Source organism: Streptomyces sp. NPDC097595, from assembly GCF_044761525.1.
Taxonomy (GTDB): domain Bacteria; phylum Actinomycetota; class Actinomycetes; order Streptomycetales; family Streptomycetaceae; genus Streptomyces; species Streptomyces drozdowiczii_A.
In genome coordinates, this window is the sequence record NZ_JBIWCN010000001.1 from 181,584 (window position 1) to 200,303 (window position 18,720).

Sequence of the window (18,720 nt, forward strand, 5' to 3'; positions counted from 1 at the left end):
ACACCCATGAACGAGAGCACGACCATCCGCTGGGAACAGGACGAGACCGGCGTCGTCACCCTCGTACTGGACGATCCCAACCAGTCCGCCAACACGATGAACCAGGCGTTCAAGGACTCCATCGCGGCCGTCGCCGACCGCGCCGAGGCCGAGAAGGACTCCATCCGGGGCATCATCTACACCTCCGCCAAGAAGACCTTCTTCGCCGGCGGAGACCTCAAGGACATGATCCGGATCGGTCCGGAGAACGCGCAGCTCGCGTTCGACACCGGCACCGCCATCAAGAACTCGCTGCGCCGCATCGAGACCCTCGGCAAGCCGGTCGTCGCCGCCATCAACGGCGCGGCCCTCGGCGGCGGTTACGAGATCGCGCTCGCCTCCCACCACCGCATCGCCCTCGACGCGCCCGGCTCCCGCATCGGCCTCCCCGAGGTCACCCTCGGCCTGCTCCCCGCGGGCGGCGGCGTCACCCGCACCGTACGCCTCATGGGCATCGCGGACGCCCTGCTGAAGGTCCTCCTCCAGGGCACCCAGTACACCCCGCGCCGCGCACAGGAGAACGGCCTCGTCCACGAGGTCGCCGCCACGCCCGAGGAGATGCTGGAGAAGGCCCGCGCCTTCATCGACGCCCACCCCGAGTCCCAGCAGCCCTGGGACGTCAAGGGCTACAGGATCCCCGGCGGCACCCCGTCGCACCCGAAGTTCGCCGCGAACCTGCCGGCCTTCCCGTCGAACCTGAAGAAGCAGATCGCGGGCGCGCCCATGCCCGCGCCGCGCAACATCCTCGCCGCCGCCGTCGAGGGCTCGCAGGTCGACTTCGAGACCGCGCTGACCATCGAGGCCCGGTACTTCACCGAGCTGGTCACCGGCCAGGTCTCCAAGAACATGATCCAGGCGTTCTTCTTCGACCTCCAGGCCGTCAACTCCGGTGCCAGCCGCCCCAAGGGCATCGAGGAGCGCCAGGTCCGCAAGGTCGCCGTCCTCGGCGCCGGCATGATGGGCGCGGGCATCGCGTACTCCTGCGCCAAGGCCGGGATCGACGTCGTCCTCAAGGACGTCTCCGCCGAGGCCGCCGCCAAGGGCAAGGCGTACAGCGAGAAGCTGCTCGACAAGGCCCTGTCCCGGGGCCGTACGACCGAGGCCAAGCGAGACGAGCTGCTGGCCCGCATCACCCCGACCGGTGATGTGGCCGACCTCGCGGGCTGCGACGCGGTGATCGAGGCCGTCTTCGAGGACACCGCCCTCAAGCACAAGGTGTTCCAGGAGATCCAGGACGTCATCGAGCCCGACGCGCTGCTCTGCTCCAACACGTCGACGCTCCCGATCACCGTTCTCGCCGAGGGTGTCTCGCGCCCCGTCGACTTCATCGGGCTGCACTTCTTCTCGCCGGTCGACAAGATGCCGCTGGTCGAGATCATCAAGGGCGAGAAGACCGGGGACGAGGCGCTGGCCCGCGCGTTCGACCTGGTCCGCCGGATCAAGAAGACCCCGATCGTCGTCAACGACTCGCGCGGCTTCTTCACCTCGCGCGTCATCGGCCAGTTCATCAACGAGGGCGTGGCGATGGTCGGCGAGGGCGTCGAGCCCGCCTCGGTCGAGCAGGCCGCCGCGCAGGCCGGCTACCCGGCGAAGGTGCTCTCGCTGATGGACGAGCTGACGCTCACCCTGCCGCGCAAGATCCGCAACGAGACCCGCAAGGCCGTCGAGGAGGCGGGCGGCACCTGGCCCGAGCACCCGGCGGACACGGTGATCGACCGGATGGTGGACGAGTTCGGCCGGCCCGGCCGCAGCGGCGGCGCGGGCTTCTACGAGTACGACGAGAGCGGGAAGCGCACCCGCCTCTGGCCCGGTCTGCGCGAGCATTTCGGGGGTTCCGGGGGTCGCTCCCCGGACGGACACAGCACCGAGCCGGACACCGAGATCTCGTTCACCGACATGCAGGAGCGCATGCTCTTCTCCGAGGCGCTGGACAGCGTCCGCTGCCTGGAGGAGAACGTCCTCATCACCGTCGCCGACGCCAACATCGGCTCCATCATGGGCATCGGCTTCCCGCCGTGGACCGGCGGCGTGCTCCAGTACATCAACGGTTACGAGGGCGGCCTGCCCGGCTTCGTGGCCCGCGCCCGGGAGCTCGCCGAGCGCTACGGGGACCGCTTCCTGCCGCCCGCGCTGCTGGTGGAGAAGGCGGAGAAGGGCGAGACCTTCCACGACTGACCCGATGCGCGGCCGCGTTCACTCGGCGGTGAACGCGGCCCGCAGCTCCTCCTTGAGCGACCGCTGGAACGCGGTCACCAGGGCCTGGAGCACCATCGGCTGCATGTGCGCGGAGAGCGACTTCATCGCCTTGACGTGCTCGGGGTCCGCCTCCCGCTCCCGGTACGGATTCCACACCTCGTCCCGGAAGAGCCGGGTCAGCTCCTGCGCGGCGGACCGGGTGTGCTGCAGCAGGACCGTACGGGCGGCGAGGATCGTCTCGTGCGCGATCGGCACGTCCAGCAGCTCCACGCCGAGCCGGAGCAGCCCCGGGTCCAGCCGGAAGACCCCGCCCTCGGGCGCGGACCGCTCCAGCACCCCCATCGCGGCCAGCCGGTCGAGATCCTGGCCGCTCAGCGACCGCCCGGCCCGCCGCTCCAGCTCCGCCCGCGAGGCGTCCTCCGGCGAGTCCGGTGCCCAGGAGGCCACCAGGGCCCGGTGGATGGCCAGATCGTGGGCGCTCAGATCGGGCGGCAGCTGCTCCAGGTACCGTTCGATCGCGGCGAGCGTCATGCCCTGGTGCTGAAGCTCCTCGATGAGCGCCAGCCGCGACAGGTGGTCGTGCCCGTAGTGCCCGACCCGGCGCGGCCCGATCACCGGCGGCGGCAACAGCCCCCGGGTGCTGTAGAACCGCACGGTCCGCACGGTCACCCCGGCACGAGCCGCCAGCTCATCGACGGTGAGCTTCGGCTCCTCGCCCTCGGTCGCCATGTCCGCTCCTCGTGTCCGATGCCAAGTGCAACAGTATTGCTGTCTCACCACCGATGTGAAAGTGCGACCGAGCCCCTGTCAGTGCCGCCCCCTAGCCTGAACACATGTCCGCTGGCCACCGTGGCCGATCACGCCCTGGAGCTCGGCGCCTCGCTGCACATGCCCCGGATCGGCTGCGGCCTGGCGGGCGGCACGTGGTCCCGGATCGAGCCCCTCATAGAAAGCCGGTTGACGGCAAGGAATCTGTCGGTGACCGTGTACGACTTCGACTGAGCCCCGCACGGGGCACCTGAGGGGGAGTCATGAAGGGGAGCGGGACCGGCGTGCCCGGGTACGTCCTGAGGGCGTACCGGGGCGCCGAGGACCACAGCGCGATGGCCGCCGTGCGCGCGGGCTGCGCGGAGCACGACCGGGTCGACCCCGGCTCGGTCGTGGAGGGGCTGCCGGACGCGGAGGCGATCGGCACGGCGTCCGCCGCGCTCGCGGACCCGGCCCGCGACCAGGTCCTCATCGAGCACGGCGGCGCCGTCGTCGGGTACGCGGCCGTCCGGTGGTGGCGGGAGCGGGACGGGACCTGGCTGTATCTGCACCGGGGCCACCTGCTGCCCGGCCACCGGGGGCGCGGCGTCGGGTCGGCCATGCTCGCGTGGGCCGAGGAGCGCGTCCGGGGGCTCGTCGCGGAGCAGGGCACGGCGGCGACAGCGGTGTTCGGCGCCAATGCCATGGCCGGGGAGCGGGAGGCCGCGCGGCTGCTCACGGACGCCGGATACCGGCGCGTGTTCAGCCTGGTGGAGCTGGAACTGCCGGACCTGGGCACGCTGCCCGACGCCGGTGAGCCGCCGCCCGGCATCCGGATCGGGCCCGTCGGGCCGGATGACTACCGCGCGGCCTGGCGGACCGTGGTCGACTCGTACCGGGACGCCGCCTTCACCGAGGAGTGGCCGTACGCACGCTTCCTGGCCACGGCGGACCCGGCCTGCTGGCGGGCCGCCTGGCAGGGCGAGGAGATGGCGGGGGTCGCCTTGTGCTCGCTCCGCGCCCGGGACCGCACGACCGGCGAGGTCGAGGAGCTGAGCGTGCGCGCCGGGTCCAGACGGCTGGGCGTCGGGCGGGCCGTCCTGCTCGCCGGACTGCGCGGCCTGCGCGAACACGGCGCCACCAGCGCCCGCCTGTACACCGGGACGGCCAACCCCCACCGCTCGTACGACCTCTACGAGAGCGTCGGCTTCCGGCGCCGCAACGAGTACGTGCGCTACCGCAAGCCGCTGCCGGGCTGACGCCCCGGCCTGGTACGGGGATACGGGGCGTGCCACTCTGTTGCGGGTGTGCGGGCGGACCGGGGAGGGCTCATGGTGGGGCGCGGCAGGGAAGCGGCGGTCTCCGACGCGCTGGGGGAGCAGATCCTCGATGCCGCGCGCGAGCAGTTCATGACCTTCGGGCTGCGCCGCTCCACCGTGGACGACGTGGCCAAGCGCGCCGGGGTGTCCCGGGTGACCGTGTACCGGCGGTTCGGCAACAAGGACAGCCTGGTGTCCGCGTGCCTGCTGCGTGAGTACCGCAGGTTCGTGGCGGAGGTGGACGAGGCCGTCGCCGCGCTGCCCACCCCCGAGGACCGGTTGGTCGAGGGCTTCGTCGCCGTGCTGCGGCACATCCGCGAACACCCGCTCATCGGCGGGCTGCTGCGCCTGGAGCCCGAGACCATGCTGCCCTTCCTGACCGTGGAGAGCGGCCCCGCCTTCCTCGCGATCCGGGGCTATCTGGCGGGCAGGCTGCGCGAGGTGCGGCGGCTGGAGGGCGGACCGGAGACGGACCCGACGCCCGTCGCCGAACTCATGGTCCGGATCACCGTCTCGTTCCTCCTCAACCCGGTCAGCTGCTTCGAGTTGGACGACGACGCCCAGGTCCGCGACTTCGCCCGCCGCTGCCTGGTGCCGCTGCTCGCCGCCTGAGCGGGAAGCACCCACCCGTTGCCGGACCCCGCGCGCCCCCTCCCTAAGCTCCGGTCATGAAGTTCTTCCGATCGCGCGCCAGACGTACGAAACCGTCCCCCGTCTTCCGGCTCGCCGAGCTGTTCCACGCCGGTCAGTACGCCGAGGCGGAGAAGGAGGGGCGTGCCCTGGTCAGGTCGCCGCTGTCCGAGAGGGAACTCGTGGTGGCGTGGACGGTGGTCGCCATCTCGGTGGGCACCCAGGGCCGCCACACCGAAGCCGTCAGCGCGTACGAGGAGGCCCTCGCGGTCTCCCACGCGTGCTACGGCGCCGGGCACTGGCAGACCCTGAAACTCCGCTCCGACCGCGCCCAGCAGCTGGCCGTGGGGGGCCGGCACGCCGAGTGCGAGGCGGAGTGCGAGGCCCTCGTCCGCGCCACGGCCGGCGCCGTCGACGAGGACATGCGGGTCGTCGCGGCCGCCGCCACCAACGGACTCGTCTACGCCCTCAACAAGCGGGGGCAGCACGTGAAGGCCGAGGCACTGGCCCGTGACGCCCTGGCGACGCCGGGCGAGACACACCGCGGCCACGTGACGCTCCAGCTCGGCCTGGCCCGCAGTCTCAACGGCCAGGCGCGTCACGAGGAAGCCCTCGCCGAGGCCGAACGAGCCGATGAGCTGCGCCGCGCCCTGCCCGAGGCGCATCGCCGTCCGGAGGTCGGAGCGGCGCACGTGATCGCCGCCACCGCCCTGCTGGAACTGGGCCGCCTCACGGAAGCCCGGACCCGAGCCGACGCCGGCCGCACCGCGTGCCTCGCCTCCTTCGGCCCCGACCACTACCGCACCGTGGAGGCCCGGGAGCTGCTGGCCCGTATCGACGCTGCCTGACCGTGCGCCTCAGCCGCGCTGGGTCCCCGGACCGGCGGCCGCCTCGTCCGGCAGCGGTTCCAGCGGCCGGCTCCGCGCCCAGTGCGGCCCGAGGTCGTCCAGCCGCCTGCCGAAGGGGTACGAACGCGGCCGCAACGGGCGCGGGTACCAGCTCGCTCGAACTCCTGGGTGCGGTCGAGGAGCACGGAGATCCGGGGGACACCGTAATCACGCAGGAACGCCACGCTCACGCCCTGCCGGTAGTCCCACGGGAACTCGTACTGGGAGATCAGCCGAAGGATCTCGGCGCAGTCCCGCGCCGGATCCATCCGGCGGATCTTCAACGCGCCCGTCGCGGAACGAGGTGACGGCACGTCCGTTCCGGAGAGTCAAAGTGACAAATACTATCGACTTGTTTCATCGACGCCGTCAGCACCACCGCCGGGAGCACCGCATGAGCCACAGGAACGACCCCGCGCCGCCCCCGCCCGGCGGCGTGCTGTGGAGCCTGTCCGGGGACGTCCGGGCCCTGCTGATGCTGCCCGCCGCCCTCACCCTCCAGGTCGCGCACCCCGCCGTCGGCGCGGGCGTGGACGAGCACTCGGTGTTCCGTACGGACCCCTGGGGGCGCGGCGAGCGCTCGCTCAGCTCGCTCCAGCTCTGGGTGTACGGAGGCGAGGAGGCCGCCGAGGAGGGGCGCAGGCTCCGCCGGCTGCACCGCGCCATCCAGGGCACCGACACCCGGGGCCGGCCCTACCGCGCCCTGACCCCGGCCAACTACGCCTGGGTGCACGCCACCGGCTACCCGGTCTACCGGCACGGCGCCCGCTACCTGGTGCGCCCGCTCAGCCATGAGCAGGAGCGCGCCCTGTACGCGGAATGGCTCCAGGTGGGCCGGGTGCTCGGCATCCAGGACCGGGACATGCCGCAGACGATCGAGGAGTTCTGGCCGTACTACCGCGCCATGCTGGCCGACGAGATCGAGAAGACCCCCGTCGTCGCCGAGCTCGTCGCCACCGATACCGCCGTCCCGCCGCCGGACCGGGGACCGTGGGCGCTGCGGCTGCTGCTCAGGGCGGTGTGGCCGGTGCTGCTCCCGCCGCTGGCCCGGTTCCGCTCGTTCCTGACCGTCGGGGTGATGCCGCCCGACGCCCGGGAGGCCATCGGCCTGGAGTGGACCGACGCGAAGGAGCGCGCCCTGCGGAGGTTCTGCGCGGTCGTCCGGCTCGTCGTCCCCGTCCTGCCGGAGCGGCTGCGCTATCTGCCCCGGGCCCGACGCGCCCGGGCGGCGTACCGGGCGACGCGCGGGGGAGGGCTCAGGCCGAGGCGCGGCGGACCAGCCGCGTCGGCGTGATCACCGACTCCGGTCCCGCGCCCCCGTCCTCCAGCCGCTCCATCAGCAGCCGGACCATCAACCGGCCCATGCCCACCACGTCCTGACGTATCGTCGTCAGCGGCGGGTCCGTCGCCTCGGCGACCGACTCCATGTCGTCGAAGCCGACCAGCGCCACGTCCTGCGGCACCCGCCGCCCCCGCTCCCGCAGCACCCGCAGCGCGCCCGACGCCATCAGGTCGTTCGCCACGAACACCGCGTCCACGTCCGGCCTCCGCTCCAGCAGCTCGGCCATGGCCCGGGCGCCGCCCTCCACCGTGAAGTCGCCCTCGATGAGCAGTGCCGGGTCGGCGTCCGGCAGGATGTCCGCGTAGCCGTCGATCCGGTCCAGCGCCGAGGTCTGGTCGCGCGGGCCCGCGATGTGCGCGATGTTCCGGCGGCCGAGCCCGGCCAGATGCCGTACGGCCTCCCGGGCCCCGCCCCGGTTGTCGCAGTCCACGAACGGCACCGCGTCGGTCGGCGCACCCGGCCGCCCCGGCCTGCCGCCGTAGACCGCCGGGACGCGGAACCGCCGGATGGCGGCGGGGAGTTCGTCGTCGGTGTGCAGCGAGAAGGCCAGCACGCCGTCGACATGGCCCCCGCCCAGATAGCGGCTGACCCGCTCGAAGTCGCCCCGGCCCTCCACCAGGAGCAGCACCAACTGCGCGTCGTGCGCGTTCAGTTCCCGGCTGATGCCCCGGATGTGCTGGGAGAAGAACGGGTCGGAGAAGATCCGCACCTCGGGCTCGTCGATGATGACCGCCACCGCCCCGTTGCGCCGGGTCACCAGGGTGCGCGCGGCGTGGTTCGGGACGTAGCCCAGCTCCTCGACCGCCTTGCGCACCTGGTCCACGAGCGGCTGCCGGACGCCCGCGCCCCCGTTCACCACCCGGGAGGCCGTCGCCCGCGAGACTCCGGCACGGGCCGCCACCGCTTCGAGCGTGGGACGTGCGTGGAGCGGGGCATCGGGGGACGGACCGGGCAAGGGACGCTCCTCTGTGGTACATCGGGTCCGGCCGGTCGGCCGGCCCCGCCAGCCTAGTCCCGGCCGGGGTGGGCCCGGGCCGGGACCCAACAGGCCCGGTCCGCCTGCCCGGTTCCGGAAATCCCGCGTGCACGGGGCTACCGCCCGGGACCGCGCCGCAGTACCTTCCGCCCATGCCGATCGCGCCGACGGCCGGGGGACGGCGGCTGCCCCGGCGCGGCCGTGCCCGCGATCTCGCCCTGGCGGTCGCCACCGCCGCCCTGACCGTCCCCCTGCTCACCGTCCCCTCGGACGCCGCCCGCACCACCCCGCCCCGCACCGGCTTCGAGGTCTCCGGCGGGGCGCGCTGGACCCGGCAGTCCGAGGAGGCGTCCCTGCTCGCGGGGATCGCCCGGCGCGGCGACCACGTCTCCGTGCGGCGGATCGGCACCACGTCCGAGGGCCGCCCCCTGCGCCTCGTCCGGATCGGCAGCGCCGACCCCGACGCGCTCACCGTGCTCCTGGTCTGCGGCCAGCACGGCGACGAACCCGCAGCGCGCGAGGCGTGCCTGAGCACGGTCCGGGACCTCGCGTACGCCACCGACGCGCGCACCCGCGCCCTCCTCGCCCGGACCGAGGTCCTGGTCGTGCCCACCGCCAACCCCGACGGCCTGGCCGCGGGCACCCGTACCAACGCCGACGGCGTGGACGTCAACCGCGACCACCTCGCCCTGCGCAGCCCGGAGGCCCGTGCCGTCGCCGCCGTACTGCGCGACCACGAGCCCGATGTGATCGCGGACCTGCACGAGTACGCCGCGACAGCGCCGTACTACGACAAGGACGTCCTCGTCCTGTGGCCCCGCAACCCCAACACCGACGCACGGCTGCACGACGAGGCGCGGGCCCTGGCCCTGGACCGGGTGCGGCCCGCCGCCGAGGAAGCCGGCTTCGGCACCGGTCTGTACGGCGTCTGGACCGACCCGGCCACCGGCCACCCGGTCAAGCGGACCGCCGGCGACGGCCAGGAGCGCATCCTGCGCAACCTGGCCGGCCTCACTCACGCGGTCGGACTGCTGGCCGAATCCCGTACGGACGCGCTCTCCGCGCCCGAGCGCGCCGACCCCGCCCGCAACGCCCGCCGCCGCGTGACCTCCCAACTCGTGGTCCTGAAAGCACTCTTCCGGTACGCGGACGAGCAGCGGGCGGGCATCGCCGCCGCCACCGCCGCCTCCCGTGCCACGGGGGCCGACGACCGGGGACCCGTGTTCCTCGGGGGCTCGGACGACGAGGCCCCGGCGCCGGAGGACACCCTCACCGACCCGCCGTGCGGCTACCGCCTCACGGCGGAGCAGTTCGCGCGCGTCCGGGACGAACTCGCGCTGCACGCCGTCACCTCCCGGCCCGCTGGCACCGGGGTCTACGTACCCCTGCGGCAGCCCGCCCGGAAGCTGATCCCGCTCCTGCTGGACGTACGGGCCGCATATCACCTCACAAACGGTCAACCCGATACCGCTTGTTGATCCCGAAAGATTGACGTTTGGTGTGGTACTGCCTACGGAGAGCTATTTGTCAGCTTCCGTGAAAGGTGCCATTCGTGTCGCAGGACGATCAGAGAGCGGACGGCAGAGGGGACGTGTCGGTGACGGCGGACCTCCCCGGCGACCCGTCCCAGAACCGGCGCCCCGTCACCGACCGGGTGGTGTTCGGCGTCACAGCTGGCCTCACCCTCGCCTTCGTCATCTGGGGGGCCACCGCCACCGACTCGCTGGAGGACGTCTCCGACAAGGCCCTCAACGGGCTCATCCACAACGGCGGTTGGGCGTTCATGCTGGCCGCGTCCGGGTTCGTGGTCTTCGCCCTGTGGCTCGCGATCAGCCGGTACGGAAACATCACGCTCGGCCAGGAGGACGAGGAGCCGGAGTTCCGCACGGTCTCCTGGGTCGCGATGATGTTCAGCGCCGGTATGGGCATCGGTCTGATGTTCTACGGGGTCAGCGAACCGCTCGCCCACTTCACCGACCCGCCGCCCGGCACCCGCCCCGCCGACGCGGCGGAGGCGATGCAGACGGCGATGGCCACCACCCTGTTCCACTGGACGCTGCACCCGTGGGCGATCTACGCCGTGGTCGGCCTCGGCATCGCGTACAGCACGTTCCGGCGGCGCAGGCGGCAGACCATCAGCGCGGTCTTCGAGCCGCTGATCGGCCCCCGCCACGCCCACGGCGGCCTCGGCCGGTTCATCGACATCCTGGCCATCTTCGCGACCCTCTTCGGCTCGGCCGCCTCGCTGGGCCTCGGCGCCCTTCAGATCGGCAGCGGCTTCCACGAGCTGAACTGGAAGGAGAAGACCGGCACCGGTCTGCTCGTCCTGATCATCGCCGTGCTGACCGTCGCGTTCATCGCCTCGGCGGTCTCCGGCGTGGAGAAGGGCATCCAGTGGCTGTCCAACATCAACATGGTGCTCGCCCTGATCCTGGCCGTGTTCGTGTTCATCGCGGGCCCCACGATCATCGTGCTCGACCTCATCCCCACCTCGATCGCCTCCTACTTCGGCGACCTCCCGCAGCTCGCGGGCCGCACCGAGGCCACCGGTGAGGGCGAGGTCGCGGACTGGCTCGGCAGCTGGACCGTCTTCTACTGGGCCTGGTGGATCTCCTGGACGCCCTTCGTCGGCATGTTCATCGCCCGCATCAGCAAGGGCCGCACCATCCGCCAGTTCATCGGCGGCGTCATCCTGGTGCCCAGCACCGTCAGCCTGATCTGGTTCGCCATCTTCGGCGGCACCGCCATCAAGCTCCAGGAGGGCGGCAAGCTGGGCGGCGCCGACACGCAGGAGGCGCAGCTCTTCGGCGTGCTCCAGCAGTTCCCCGTCGCCACGCTGATGAGCATCCTGGTGATGGTGCTCGTCGGCATCTTCTTCGTCTCCGGCGCCGACGCCGCGTCCATCGTGATGGGCACCCTGTCCCAGAAGGGCATCCTCGAACCCGCCAAATGGGTCGTCATCTTCTGGGGCGTCGTCACCGGCGCGGTCGCCGCGATCATGCTGCTCATCGGCAACGGCAAGGGCGACGCCCTGGCGGGCCTCCAGAACCTGACCATCCTGGTCGCGGCGCCCTTCACCATCGTCATGCTCTGCATGTGCGTGGCCCTGATGCGCGACCTGCGCCAGGACCCCCTGATCGTGCGCCGCGAGTTCGGCGTGGAGGCCGTGGAGTCGGCCGTCATCGAGGGCCACGCCAAGTACGACGGCGACTTCGAGATCCGCATCGGCCCGGGCGGCAGCCAGATCACGACGGAACGCCACGACGGCGAGAAGCCGGGGGGCTCCAGCCCGGCCTGAGGGGCCCGCCGGGGCGGGCGGGTCTCGGGCGTGGGCGGCCCGGGTACCGCCGTCGCCGGGCCCGCACCGGGGCCCTACCCCACCAGCCGCGCCGCTTCCCGCGCGCAGCCCAGGGCCACCGTCACGCCCGCGCCCCCGTGTCCGTAGTTGTGCACCAGCCGGGCGCCCCCGGGCAGGGACTCCGCCTCGATGCGGACGCCCGCGTCGCGGGCCGGGCGGAGGCCCACGCGGTGGCCGATGACCTTCGCGTCGGCGATCTCCGGGCGGACCAGGGCGCACCGCGCCACGATCTCCTCGGCCGTACGGGGATCGGGCGCGGCGGTCCAGTCGTCGGCCACCGCCGTGCCGCCCAGCACCAGGCGGCCGGGCTGGGGGAAGAAGTACGTGGTGGCGCTCGACGCCGGGTCGGCCTCCGTGAACCACTCCCGTATGCCCGGGTTCTCCACCAGCACCAACTGCCCGCGCACCGGGCGCACCCCGGCATCCGGGACCAGCTCGCGGGCGCCGAGACCGGCGCAGTTGACCACCGTGCCCGCCTCCGCGGCGGCCTCGGCGAACGAGGTGACCGTGCGGCGCTCGACCGCGCCCCCGGCCGCCCGCACCCGGTCCTCCAGCCACGCCAGGTGCGCCGGCATGTCGATCAGCGGCAGCCGGCACCGCAGACCGTCGGCCGTCTCCACGGCGTCCGTCAGCTCCCCGGCCCACGGCCCGAGGTTCGCCAGGCGCTCGCCCCGGTGCAGCCCTTCGACCAGGCGTACGCCGGTCTCCTCCGGGCGTACGGCCAGCTCCTCGTACCACCGCAGCGAGTCCAGGGACCAGTCGCCGACGCGGTCCAGCGGCTCGATCCGGTAGGGCCACCACAGGGCGCCCGCCACGGCCGAGGTCGTGTCGCCGGCCGGCTCCCGCGACCACACCCGCACCCGGTGGCCCCGCTCGGCCAGCACCTTCGCCGTGGTCAGCCCGCTGACCCCGCCGCCCACCACGATCACGTCCGCCACCACTGCCGCCTCCGTCCACAGTCCTGGGCGCCCGCCCGGCGCGCCGCCCCCGGCACATTAGGATCTGCACCCTGATGACTGCCACCCTCGTCGCCAAGGATCTCGCCGCCGGACACGGCGACCGCACGCTGTTCGCCGGGCTCGACCTCGTGGTCGCCCCCGGGGACGTGATCGGTCTCGTCGGAGTCAACGGCGCCGGAAAATCGTCCCTGCTCCGGCTGCTCGCCGGTCTCGACCAGCCGGAGGAGGGCGAGCTGCGGCTCTCCCCGCCCACCGCCACCGTCGGCCACCTGCCCCAGGAGCCCGAGCGGCACCCCGGCGAGACCGTACGGGAGTTCCTGGCCCGCCGGACCGGCGTCGCCGAGGCCCAGACCGCCATGGACGCCGCCACGGAGGCCCTGGTCGAGGGCGCCCCCGGCGCGGACGACGCGTACTCCGAGTCCCTGGAGCGCTGGCTGTCCCTCGGCGGCGCGGACCTGGACGAGCGAGCCGAGGAGACCGCCGCCGAACTCGGCCTCACCGTCGGCCTCGACCTGCCGATGACCGCGCTCTCCGGCGGCCAGGCGGCCCGCGCAGGCCTCGCCTCGCTGCTGCTGTCGCGCTACGACGTCTTCCTGCTCGACGAGCCCACCAACGACCTGGACCTGGACGGCCTCGAACGCCTGGAGAAGTACGTCTCCGGGCTGCGCTCCGGCACCGTCGTCATCAGCCACGACCGCGAGTTCCTGATGCGCACGGTCACCAAGGTCCTCGAACTCGACCTGGCCCAGCAGCAGATCAACCTGTACGGCGGTGGCTACGCGGCCTACCTGGAGGAGCGCGAGCGCGCCCGGCGGCACGCCCGCGAGGAGTTCGAGGAGTACGCCGACAAGCGCTCGTCGCTGGAGAGCCGCGCCCTGATGCAGCGCTCCTGGATGGACAAGGGCGTCAAGAACGCCCGCCGCAAGGCCACCGACTCCGACAAGATCGGCCGCAAGTTCCGCAGCGAGTCCAGCGAGAAGCAGGCCGCCAAGGCCCGGCAGACGCAGCGCATGATCGAACGGCTCGACGTGGTGGAGGAGCCGCGCAAGGAGTGGGAGCTGCGCATGGAGATCGCCTCCGCGCCCCGTTCCGGCTCGGTCGTCGCCACCCTTCGCGAGGCCCGGGTCGTGCGCGGCGACTTCGTGTTCGGCCCCGCCTCGCTCCAGATCGACTGGGCGGACCGGGTCGCCATCACGGGCGCCAACGGCTCCGGCAAGTCGACCCTGCTGGCCGCGCTGCTCGGCCGCCTCCCGCTGGACTCGGGGCACGCGCACCTTGGCTCCGGCGTGGTGGTCGGCGAGGTGGACCAGGCGCGCAAGCTCTTCCACGGCACGGAGACGCTGCTCGACGCGTTCTGCGCGGCGGTCCCGGAGACGGAGCCCGCCGACGTACGCACGCTGCTCGCCAAGTTCGGACTGCGCGCCGACCACGTGATGCGCCCGGCGACCACCCTGTCACCGGGGGAGCGCACCCGGGCGGCGCTCGCCCTGCTCCAGGGCCGGGGCGTCAACCTCCTCGTGCTGGACGAGCCCACGAACCACCTGGACCTTCCGGCGATCGAACAGCTGGAATCGGCGCTCGACTCGTACACCGGAACCCTGCTCCTGGTGACGCACGACCGCCGGATGCTGGAAGCGGTCCGCACGACGCGCCGGATCGGGGTGGCGGAGGGCAGGGTGACGGAGGTCTGATGTTTGGTATGCCAAATGTCTGATCCCAGCTCTCAATGCTGCATGGTTACGCATGATCACTGGGCGACCGTAGCACTTGGCATACCAAGTGCTACGGTCGCCCAGTGATGACTCAAGCGGGCGACCCCGCCGCCTCGCACGCGGACCAGGCCGAGCGGACGATCCGCGCCGGCATCCTGTCCGGCGCCCACCCACCGGGCTCACGGCTGCGCGAACGCGAGCTCTCCGACAGCCTGGGCGTCTCCCGCATCCCGGTCCGCGAGGCCCTCACCCGGCTGACCGGCGAGGGCCTGGTCGTCATGTCCCCGCGCCGGGGCGCCTCCGTACGCGACCTCTCGCTGCGGGACGTCGCCGAGCTCTTCGACCTCCGCCTCAGCCTGGAGGTCTTCGCCGCCCGCCGGGCCGCCGAGGCGTGCGCGGCGGGGGGAGACGGGGAGCCGCTGCGGGCCGCGATGGATGCGGCGGAGTCCGCCACCGCGCGGGGCGACGCGGCGGAGATCCCGGCGGCCAACACCGCCCTGCACGCGGAGATCGTCGCGATGACCGGCAACCGGCTGCTCCGGGACGCCCTCCAGCCCTCGCTCGGCCTGGTGCAGTGGCTGTTCGGCCTCACCGGCGGCCGCGACCCGCGCGTCCAGTGCGCCGAGCACCGGGACATCTGCGCCGCGATCCACGCGGGCAAGCCGGACCTGGCCGCGGCACTCGCGTACGCGCACATCGAACGGGGGAGGGAGCCGTCCCTGACGGCCTTGTCCGGAATCCTTCCGCCCGAGTGACACCACCGCACACACCCACACAGGAGAAGCGCCACATGCTGATCAGCGACGTCCGTCCGTGGGGCGGAGAGCCCAGTGACCTCACCGTGGAGGACGGGGTGATCACCGCGATCACCCCGCACGACCCGGCCCGCGCCGCCACGGAGGACACGGTGGCCGGCCGGGGACGGCTCGCCCTGCCGTCGTTCTCGGACGTCCACTGCCACCTGGACTCCACACGGATGGGCCTGCCCTTCCGCCCGCACACGGGCGCCCCCGGCGTCTGGGGCATGATGCTGAACGACCGCGAGCACTGGCGCGAGGACGAGTGGGACGTCGCCCAGCGGGCCACGTACACCCTGGGCCGGATGATCGAGCGCGGCACGACCCGCGTACGCAGCTACGCCCAGATCGACGCGGACTGCGGCCTCGAACGCTTCGAGGGCGTCCTCGCGGCGAAGGAGGCGCACGCCGGCCGGTGCGAGGTCGAGATCATGGCGTTCCCGCAGGCGGGCCTGCTCCGCGAGAAGGGCGTGCCGGAACTGATGGACCGGGCGCTGTCCTCCGGCGCCGCCGTGGTCGGCGGCATCGACCCGTGCACCCTGGACCGGGACCCCGTACGCCACCTGGACATCGTCTTCGACCTCGCGGAGCGCCACGGGGCGCCGGTCGACATCCACCTCCACGAGCCGGGCGCGCTCGGCGTGTTCAGCGTCGACCTGATCCTGGAGCGGGTGCGCGCCCTGGACATGGCCGGGCGGGTGACCCTCTCGCACGCGTACGACCTGGGCTCGGTGAACGAGGCGACGACGCGCCGCCTGATCGAGGAGTTCGCCGAACTGGACATCGCGATGGCCACGATCGCCCCCGCCCGCCACCACTCCCTGCCCCTGGCCGACCTGACCGCCGCCGGCGTCCGGGTGGGCCTGGGCGAGGACGGCCAGCGCGACTTCTGGTCCCCGTACGGCAACGGCGACATGCTGGACCGCACCTGGCAACTGGCCTTCACGAACGGCTTCCGAGCGGACGCCCTGATCGAACACACCATGGCCGTGGCCACGATGGGCGGCGCCTCGATCCTCCAGGGCGGCCCGCCCCGCCTGACCTCCACGACGGACCGCCCGGGCGTCACGGTGGGCGCGAGGGCGGACCTGCTCCTCCTGGCGGGCGAGACGGTGACGTCCGCGGTGATGGACCGCAGCGAGGACCGCACGGTGCTGCACGAGGGCCGCGTGGTCGCGGACGGCCTGACGCCGCGTGATTTCAGCCCCTCCGGCGTTTGAGGAGCGGGGGTCCGGGGGCGGAGCCCCCGGTTTCGGGAAGGGGCGGGTAGGGGACAAGGCCGCCCCACCCCCTACTCGCCCTTCAACAACCCCGCCCGCCGCAACGCATCGGCCATCGCCCCACTCGCCGGAGCCGCCGCAGACGCGGACCGCCCCCCACCGCCTCCGCCGCGGGACTGGCGACCGCCACCCCCACCCCCCTGCCGAGGCCGAGGCGGCCGCCCACCCCGCTCACCCCCGGACGAAGCCCCACGGCCACCGGCCGCCTGCTCATCGTCCAACCGCAGCGTCAAAGAAATCCGCTTCCGCGGAATATCGACCTCCATCACCTTCACCCGCACCACATCCCCCGGCTTCACCACATCCCGGGGATCCTTCACGAACGTCCGCGACATCGCCGACACATGCACCAGCCCGTCCTGATGCACCCCGACGTCCACGAAGGCCCCGAACGCGGCGACGTTCGTCACGACGCCCTCCAGCACCATCCCGGCCTCCAGGTCGCCGATCTTCTCGACGCCGTCCTTGAAGGTGGCGGTCTTGAAGGCGGGGCGCGGGTCGCGCCCCGGCTTCTCCAGCTCCTTCAGGATGTCGCTCACCGTCGGCAGCCCGAACTTCTCGGACACGAACTCGTCGGCCCGCAACGACCGCAGGACGCCCGTGTTGCCGATCAGCGCGGCCACGTCCCCGCCGGTCTTCTTCACCATCGCGCGCACCACCGGATACGCCTCCGGGTGCACGCTCGACGCGTCCAGCGGGTCGTCGCCGCGGATGCGGAGGAAGCCCGCGCACTGCTCGTACGCCTTCGGACCCAGCCGGGCCACGTCCTTCAGGCTCCGGCGGGACCGGAAGGGCCCATTCGCGTCGCGGTGCGCCACGATGTTCTCGGCGAGCCCCGAGCCGATGCCGGAGACCCGGGAGAGCAGCGGCGCGGACGCGGTGTTGACGTCGACGCCGACCCCGTTCACGCAGTCCTCCACGACCGCGTCCAGCGACCGCGAGAGCTTCACCTCGGACAGGTCGTGCTGGTACTGCCCGACACCGATGGACTTCGGGTCGATCTTCACCAGCTCGGCCAGCGGGTCCTGGAGCCGGCGCGCGATCGAGACGGCACCGCGCAACGACACGTCCATGTCGGGCAGTTCCTGCGAGGCGAACGCCGAGGCGGAGTACACGGAGGCGCCCGCCTCCGAGACCATCACCTTGGTCAGCTTCAGCTCCGGGTGCTTCGCGCACAGCTCACCCGCGAGCTTGTCCGTCTCCCGGGACGCCGTTCCGTTGCCGATGGCGATGAGGTCGACGTGGTGCTCGCGCGCCAGCCGCTCCAGCGTGGCCAGCGACTGGTCCCACTTGTTGGCCGGGACGTGCGGGTGGATGACGTCGGTCGCGACGACCTTGCCCGTCGCGTCCACGACGGCGACCTTCACACCCGTACGGAACCCGGGGTCGAGCCCCAGCGTGGCCCGCGTCCCGGCCGGCGCGGCGAGCAGCAGATCGCGCAGGTTCGACGCGAAGACGCGTACCGCCTCGTCCTCCGCCGCCGTGCGCAGCCGCAGCCGCAGGTCGATGCCGAGGTGCACCAGGATCCGGGTCCGCCAGGCCCACCGCACGGTGTCGGCCAGCCACTTGTCGCCGGGACGCCCCCGGTCGTTCACGCCGAAACGCCGGGCGACCATGTTCTCGTACGAGGACGGGCCGGGCGCCTCGGACGGCTCCTCCGGCTCCAGGACCAGGTCGAGCACGTCCTCCTTCTCGCCCCGGAGCATCGCGAGCACCCGGTGCGAGGGGAGTGCGGTGAACGGCTCGGCGAAGTCGAAGTAGTCCGCGAACTTGGCGCCCGCCTCCTCCTTGCCGTCCCGCACCCGGGCCACCAGCCGCCCGCGCGTCCACATGCGCTCGCGCAGCTCGCCGGTGAGGTCGGCGTCCTCCGAGAAGCGCTCGGTGAGGATGGCGCGGGCGCCCTCCAGGGCCGCTGCCGCGTCCGCGACACCCTTGTCCGCGTCCACGAAGGCCGCCGCGGCGGCGAGCGGGTCGACCGAGGGGTCGTCGAGCAGACCGGAGGCGAGCGGTTCGAGGCCGGCCTCCCGGGCGATCTGCGCCTTCGTCCGCCGCTTCGGCTTGAACGGGAGGTAGATGTCCTCCAGGCGCGCCTTCGTGTCGGCGGCCCGGATGCGCGCCTCCAGCGCCTCGTCCAGTTTGCCCTGCTCCCGTACGGATTCGAGGACCGCCGTCCGGCGCTCCTCCAGCTCCCGCAGATACCGCAGCCGCTCCTCTAGCGTGCGCAGCTGCGCGTCGTCGAGCATCTCGGTCGCTTCCTTGCGGTAGCGCGCGATGAACGGCACGGTCGACCCGCCGTCGAGCAGCTCGACGGCCGCCTTCACCTGTCGCTCGCGTACGCCGAGCTCCTCGGCGATCCTGCCTTCGATGGACGTCGTCACGGTTCTACCGACTCGCCTTCTCCTGCTGGCTGTGCTGGTCGGGCCCCGGACCGCCGCTGGGACGGTCCCGGAGCCACACGCCCTGCATTGTGCCGGGTGG

Annotated in this window: 15 protein-coding genes and 2 pseudogenes; 11 read left to right on the forward strand and 6 right to left on the reverse strand. The window is 72.7% G+C overall.

Annotation, left to right across the window (positions count from 1 at the left end; translation table 11 throughout):
• Positions 1-6 precede the first annotated feature (6 nt).
• Positions 7-2,214 (forward strand): 3-hydroxyacyl-CoA dehydrogenase NAD-binding domain-containing protein, encoded by a 2,208-nt coding sequence (locus ACIQZN_RS00780; RefSeq protein ID WP_403986319.1) that lies wholly within the window; start codon positions 7-9, stop codon positions 2,212-2,214.
• Positions 2,215-2,232: 18 nt separating this feature from the next.
• Here the strand turns inward: ACIQZN_RS00780 and ACIQZN_RS00785 are convergent, their stop codons facing one another.
• Positions 2,233-2,964 carry a MerR family transcriptional regulator gene (locus ACIQZN_RS00785; protein ID WP_403986322.1) on the reverse strand — a complete coding sequence of 244 codons (732 nt, stop codon included), beginning with the start codon at positions 2,962-2,964 and terminating at the stop codon, positions 2,233-2,235.
• Between the two features lie 111 nt (positions 2,965-3,075).
• Between ACIQZN_RS00785 and ACIQZN_RS00790 the strand changes: the two are divergent.
• The 4 genes and pseudogenes from ACIQZN_RS00790 to ACIQZN_RS00805 form a co-directional block, all read left to right on the forward strand.
• A pseudogene (locus ACIQZN_RS00790) lies at positions 3,076-3,237 on the forward strand (Appr-1-p processing protein); the annotation flags it as partial.
• Positions 3,238-3,266: 29 nt separating this feature from the next.
• A complete protein-coding gene (locus ACIQZN_RS00795) occupies positions 3,267-4,241 on the forward strand; it encodes a GNAT family N-acetyltransferase (protein WP_403986325.1) in 975 nt (324 codons plus the stop codon).
• Between the two features lie 72 nt (positions 4,242-4,313).
• Entirely contained in the window at positions 4,314-4,913 is a 600-nt protein-coding gene (locus ACIQZN_RS00800; protein WP_403986328.1) for a TetR/AcrR family transcriptional regulator, read from the forward strand.
• Positions 4,914-4,969: 56 nt separating this feature from the next.
• Positions 4,970-5,779 (forward strand): tetratricopeptide repeat protein, encoded by an 810-nt coding sequence (locus ACIQZN_RS00805; protein ID WP_403986331.1) that lies wholly within the window; start codon positions 4,970-4,972, stop codon positions 5,777-5,779.
• Between the two features lie 9 nt (positions 5,780-5,788).
• On the opposite strand, the gene ACIQZN_RS00810 is transcribed toward ACIQZN_RS00805, so the two are convergent.
• Together ACIQZN_RS00810 and ACIQZN_RS00815 are read right to left on the reverse strand one after the other, a co-directional pair.
• Complete coding sequence (locus tag ACIQZN_RS00810) at positions 5,789-5,914, reverse strand: hypothetical protein (RefSeq protein ID WP_403987399.1); 126 nt, start codon at positions 5,912-5,914, stop codon at positions 5,789-5,791.
• A gap of 5 nt (positions 5,915-5,919) precedes the next feature.
• Positions 5,920-6,087 (reverse strand): annotated as a pseudogene (locus ACIQZN_RS00815) (DUF2236 domain-containing protein); the annotation flags it as partial.
• 125 nt (positions 6,088-6,212) lie between these two features.
• On the opposite strand from ACIQZN_RS00815, the gene ACIQZN_RS00820 reads away from it, so the two are divergent.
• Positions 6,213-7,112, forward strand: coding sequence for an oxygenase MpaB family protein (locus ACIQZN_RS00820; protein WP_403986334.1), 900 nt, complete (start codon positions 6,213-6,215; stop codon positions 7,110-7,112).
• On the opposite strand, the gene ACIQZN_RS00825 is transcribed toward ACIQZN_RS00820, so the two are convergent.
• Entirely contained in the window at positions 7,075-8,115 is a 1,041-nt protein-coding gene (locus ACIQZN_RS00825; protein WP_403986337.1) for a LacI family DNA-binding transcriptional regulator, read from the reverse strand. The genes ACIQZN_RS00820 and ACIQZN_RS00825 overlap by 38 nt on opposite strands.
• 173 nt (positions 8,116-8,288) lie before the next feature.
• Between ACIQZN_RS00825 and ACIQZN_RS00830 the strand changes: the two genes are divergently transcribed.
• A complete protein-coding gene (locus ACIQZN_RS00830) occupies positions 8,289-9,614 on the forward strand; it encodes a M14 family metallocarboxypeptidase (protein WP_403986340.1) in 1,326 nt (441 codons plus the stop codon).
• 74 nt (positions 9,615-9,688) lie between these two features.
• Complete coding sequence (locus tag ACIQZN_RS00835; RefSeq protein ID WP_403986343.1) at positions 9,689-11,434, forward strand: BCCT family transporter; 1,746 nt, start codon at positions 9,689-9,691, stop codon at positions 11,432-11,434.
• 74 nt (positions 11,435-11,508) lie between these two features.
• Here ACIQZN_RS00835 and ACIQZN_RS00840 read toward each other — a convergent pair whose 3' ends face one another.
• Positions 11,509-12,432, reverse strand: a complete 924-nt coding sequence (locus tag ACIQZN_RS00840) for an FAD-dependent oxidoreductase (protein ID WP_403986346.1) — start codon at positions 12,430-12,432, stop codon at positions 11,509-11,511.
• Between the two features lie 74 nt (positions 12,433-12,506).
• Between ACIQZN_RS00840 and ACIQZN_RS00845 the strand changes: the two genes are divergently transcribed.
• The 3 genes from ACIQZN_RS00845 to ACIQZN_RS00855 all read left to right on the forward strand — a co-directional run bounded on the left by ACIQZN_RS00845 (position 12,507) and on the right by ACIQZN_RS00855 (position 16,182).
• Positions 12,507-14,144, forward strand: a complete 1,638-nt coding sequence (locus ACIQZN_RS00845) for an ABC-F family ATP-binding cassette domain-containing protein (RefSeq protein ID WP_403986349.1) — start codon at positions 12,507-12,509, stop codon at positions 14,142-14,144.
• Between the two features lie 107 nt (positions 14,145-14,251).
• Positions 14,252-14,920: a GntR family transcriptional regulator gene (locus ACIQZN_RS00850; RefSeq protein WP_403987361.1), complete on the forward strand. Its 669-nt coding sequence runs from the start codon at positions 14,252-14,254 to the stop codon at positions 14,918-14,920.
• A 35-nt stretch (positions 14,921-14,955) separates the two neighbouring features.
• A complete protein-coding gene (locus ACIQZN_RS00855; RefSeq protein WP_403986352.1) occupies positions 14,956-16,182 on the forward strand; it encodes an amidohydrolase in 1,227 nt (408 codons plus the stop codon).
• 71 nt (positions 16,183-16,253) lie between these two features.
• Here the strand turns inward: ACIQZN_RS00855 and ACIQZN_RS00860 are convergent, their stop codons facing one another.
• Positions 16,254-18,620, reverse strand: coding sequence for a Tex family protein (locus tag ACIQZN_RS00860; protein WP_403986355.1), 2,367 nt, complete (start codon positions 18,618-18,620; stop codon positions 16,254-16,256).
• Positions 18,621-18,720: the final 100 nt, after the last annotated feature.

What these genes read in the sequence shown, in the direction of transcription:
- ACIQZN_RS00785 (WP_403986322.1), bottom strand. Translation starts at nt 2,964, where the DNA reads ATGGCGACCGAGGGCGAGGAGCCGAAGCTCACCGTCGATGAGCTGGCG.
- ACIQZN_RS00820 (WP_403986334.1), top strand. Translation starts at nt 6,213, where the DNA reads ATGAGCCACAGGAACGACCCCGCGCCGCCCCCGCCCGGCGGCGTGCTG.
- ACIQZN_RS00855 (WP_403986352.1), top strand. Translation starts at nt 14,956, where the DNA reads ATGCTGATCAGCGACGTCCGTCCGTGGGGCGGAGAGCCCAGTGACCTC.
- ACIQZN_RS00780 (WP_403986319.1), top strand. Translation starts at nt 7, where the DNA reads ATGAACGAGAGCACGACCATCCGCTGGGAACAGGACGAGACCGGCGTC.
- ACIQZN_RS00805 (WP_403986331.1), top strand. Translation starts at nt 4,970, where the DNA reads ATGAAGTTCTTCCGATCGCGCGCCAGACGTACGAAACCGTCCCCCGTC.
- ACIQZN_RS00800 (WP_403986328.1), top strand. Translation starts at nt 4,314, where the DNA reads ATGGTGGGGCGCGGCAGGGAAGCGGCGGTCTCCGACGCGCTGGGGGAG.
- ACIQZN_RS00830 (WP_403986340.1), top strand. Translation starts at nt 8,289, where the DNA reads ATGCCGATCGCGCCGACGGCCGGGGGACGGCGGCTGCCCCGGCGCGGC.
- ACIQZN_RS00845 (WP_403986349.1), top strand. Translation starts at nt 12,507, where the DNA reads ATGACTGCCACCCTCGTCGCCAAGGATCTCGCCGCCGGACACGGCGAC.
- ACIQZN_RS00850 (WP_403987361.1), top strand. Translation starts at nt 14,252, where the DNA reads ATGACTCAAGCGGGCGACCCCGCCGCCTCGCACGCGGACCAGGCCGAG.
- ACIQZN_RS00795 (WP_403986325.1), top strand. Translation starts at nt 3,267, where the DNA reads ATGAAGGGGAGCGGGACCGGCGTGCCCGGGTACGTCCTGAGGGCGTAC.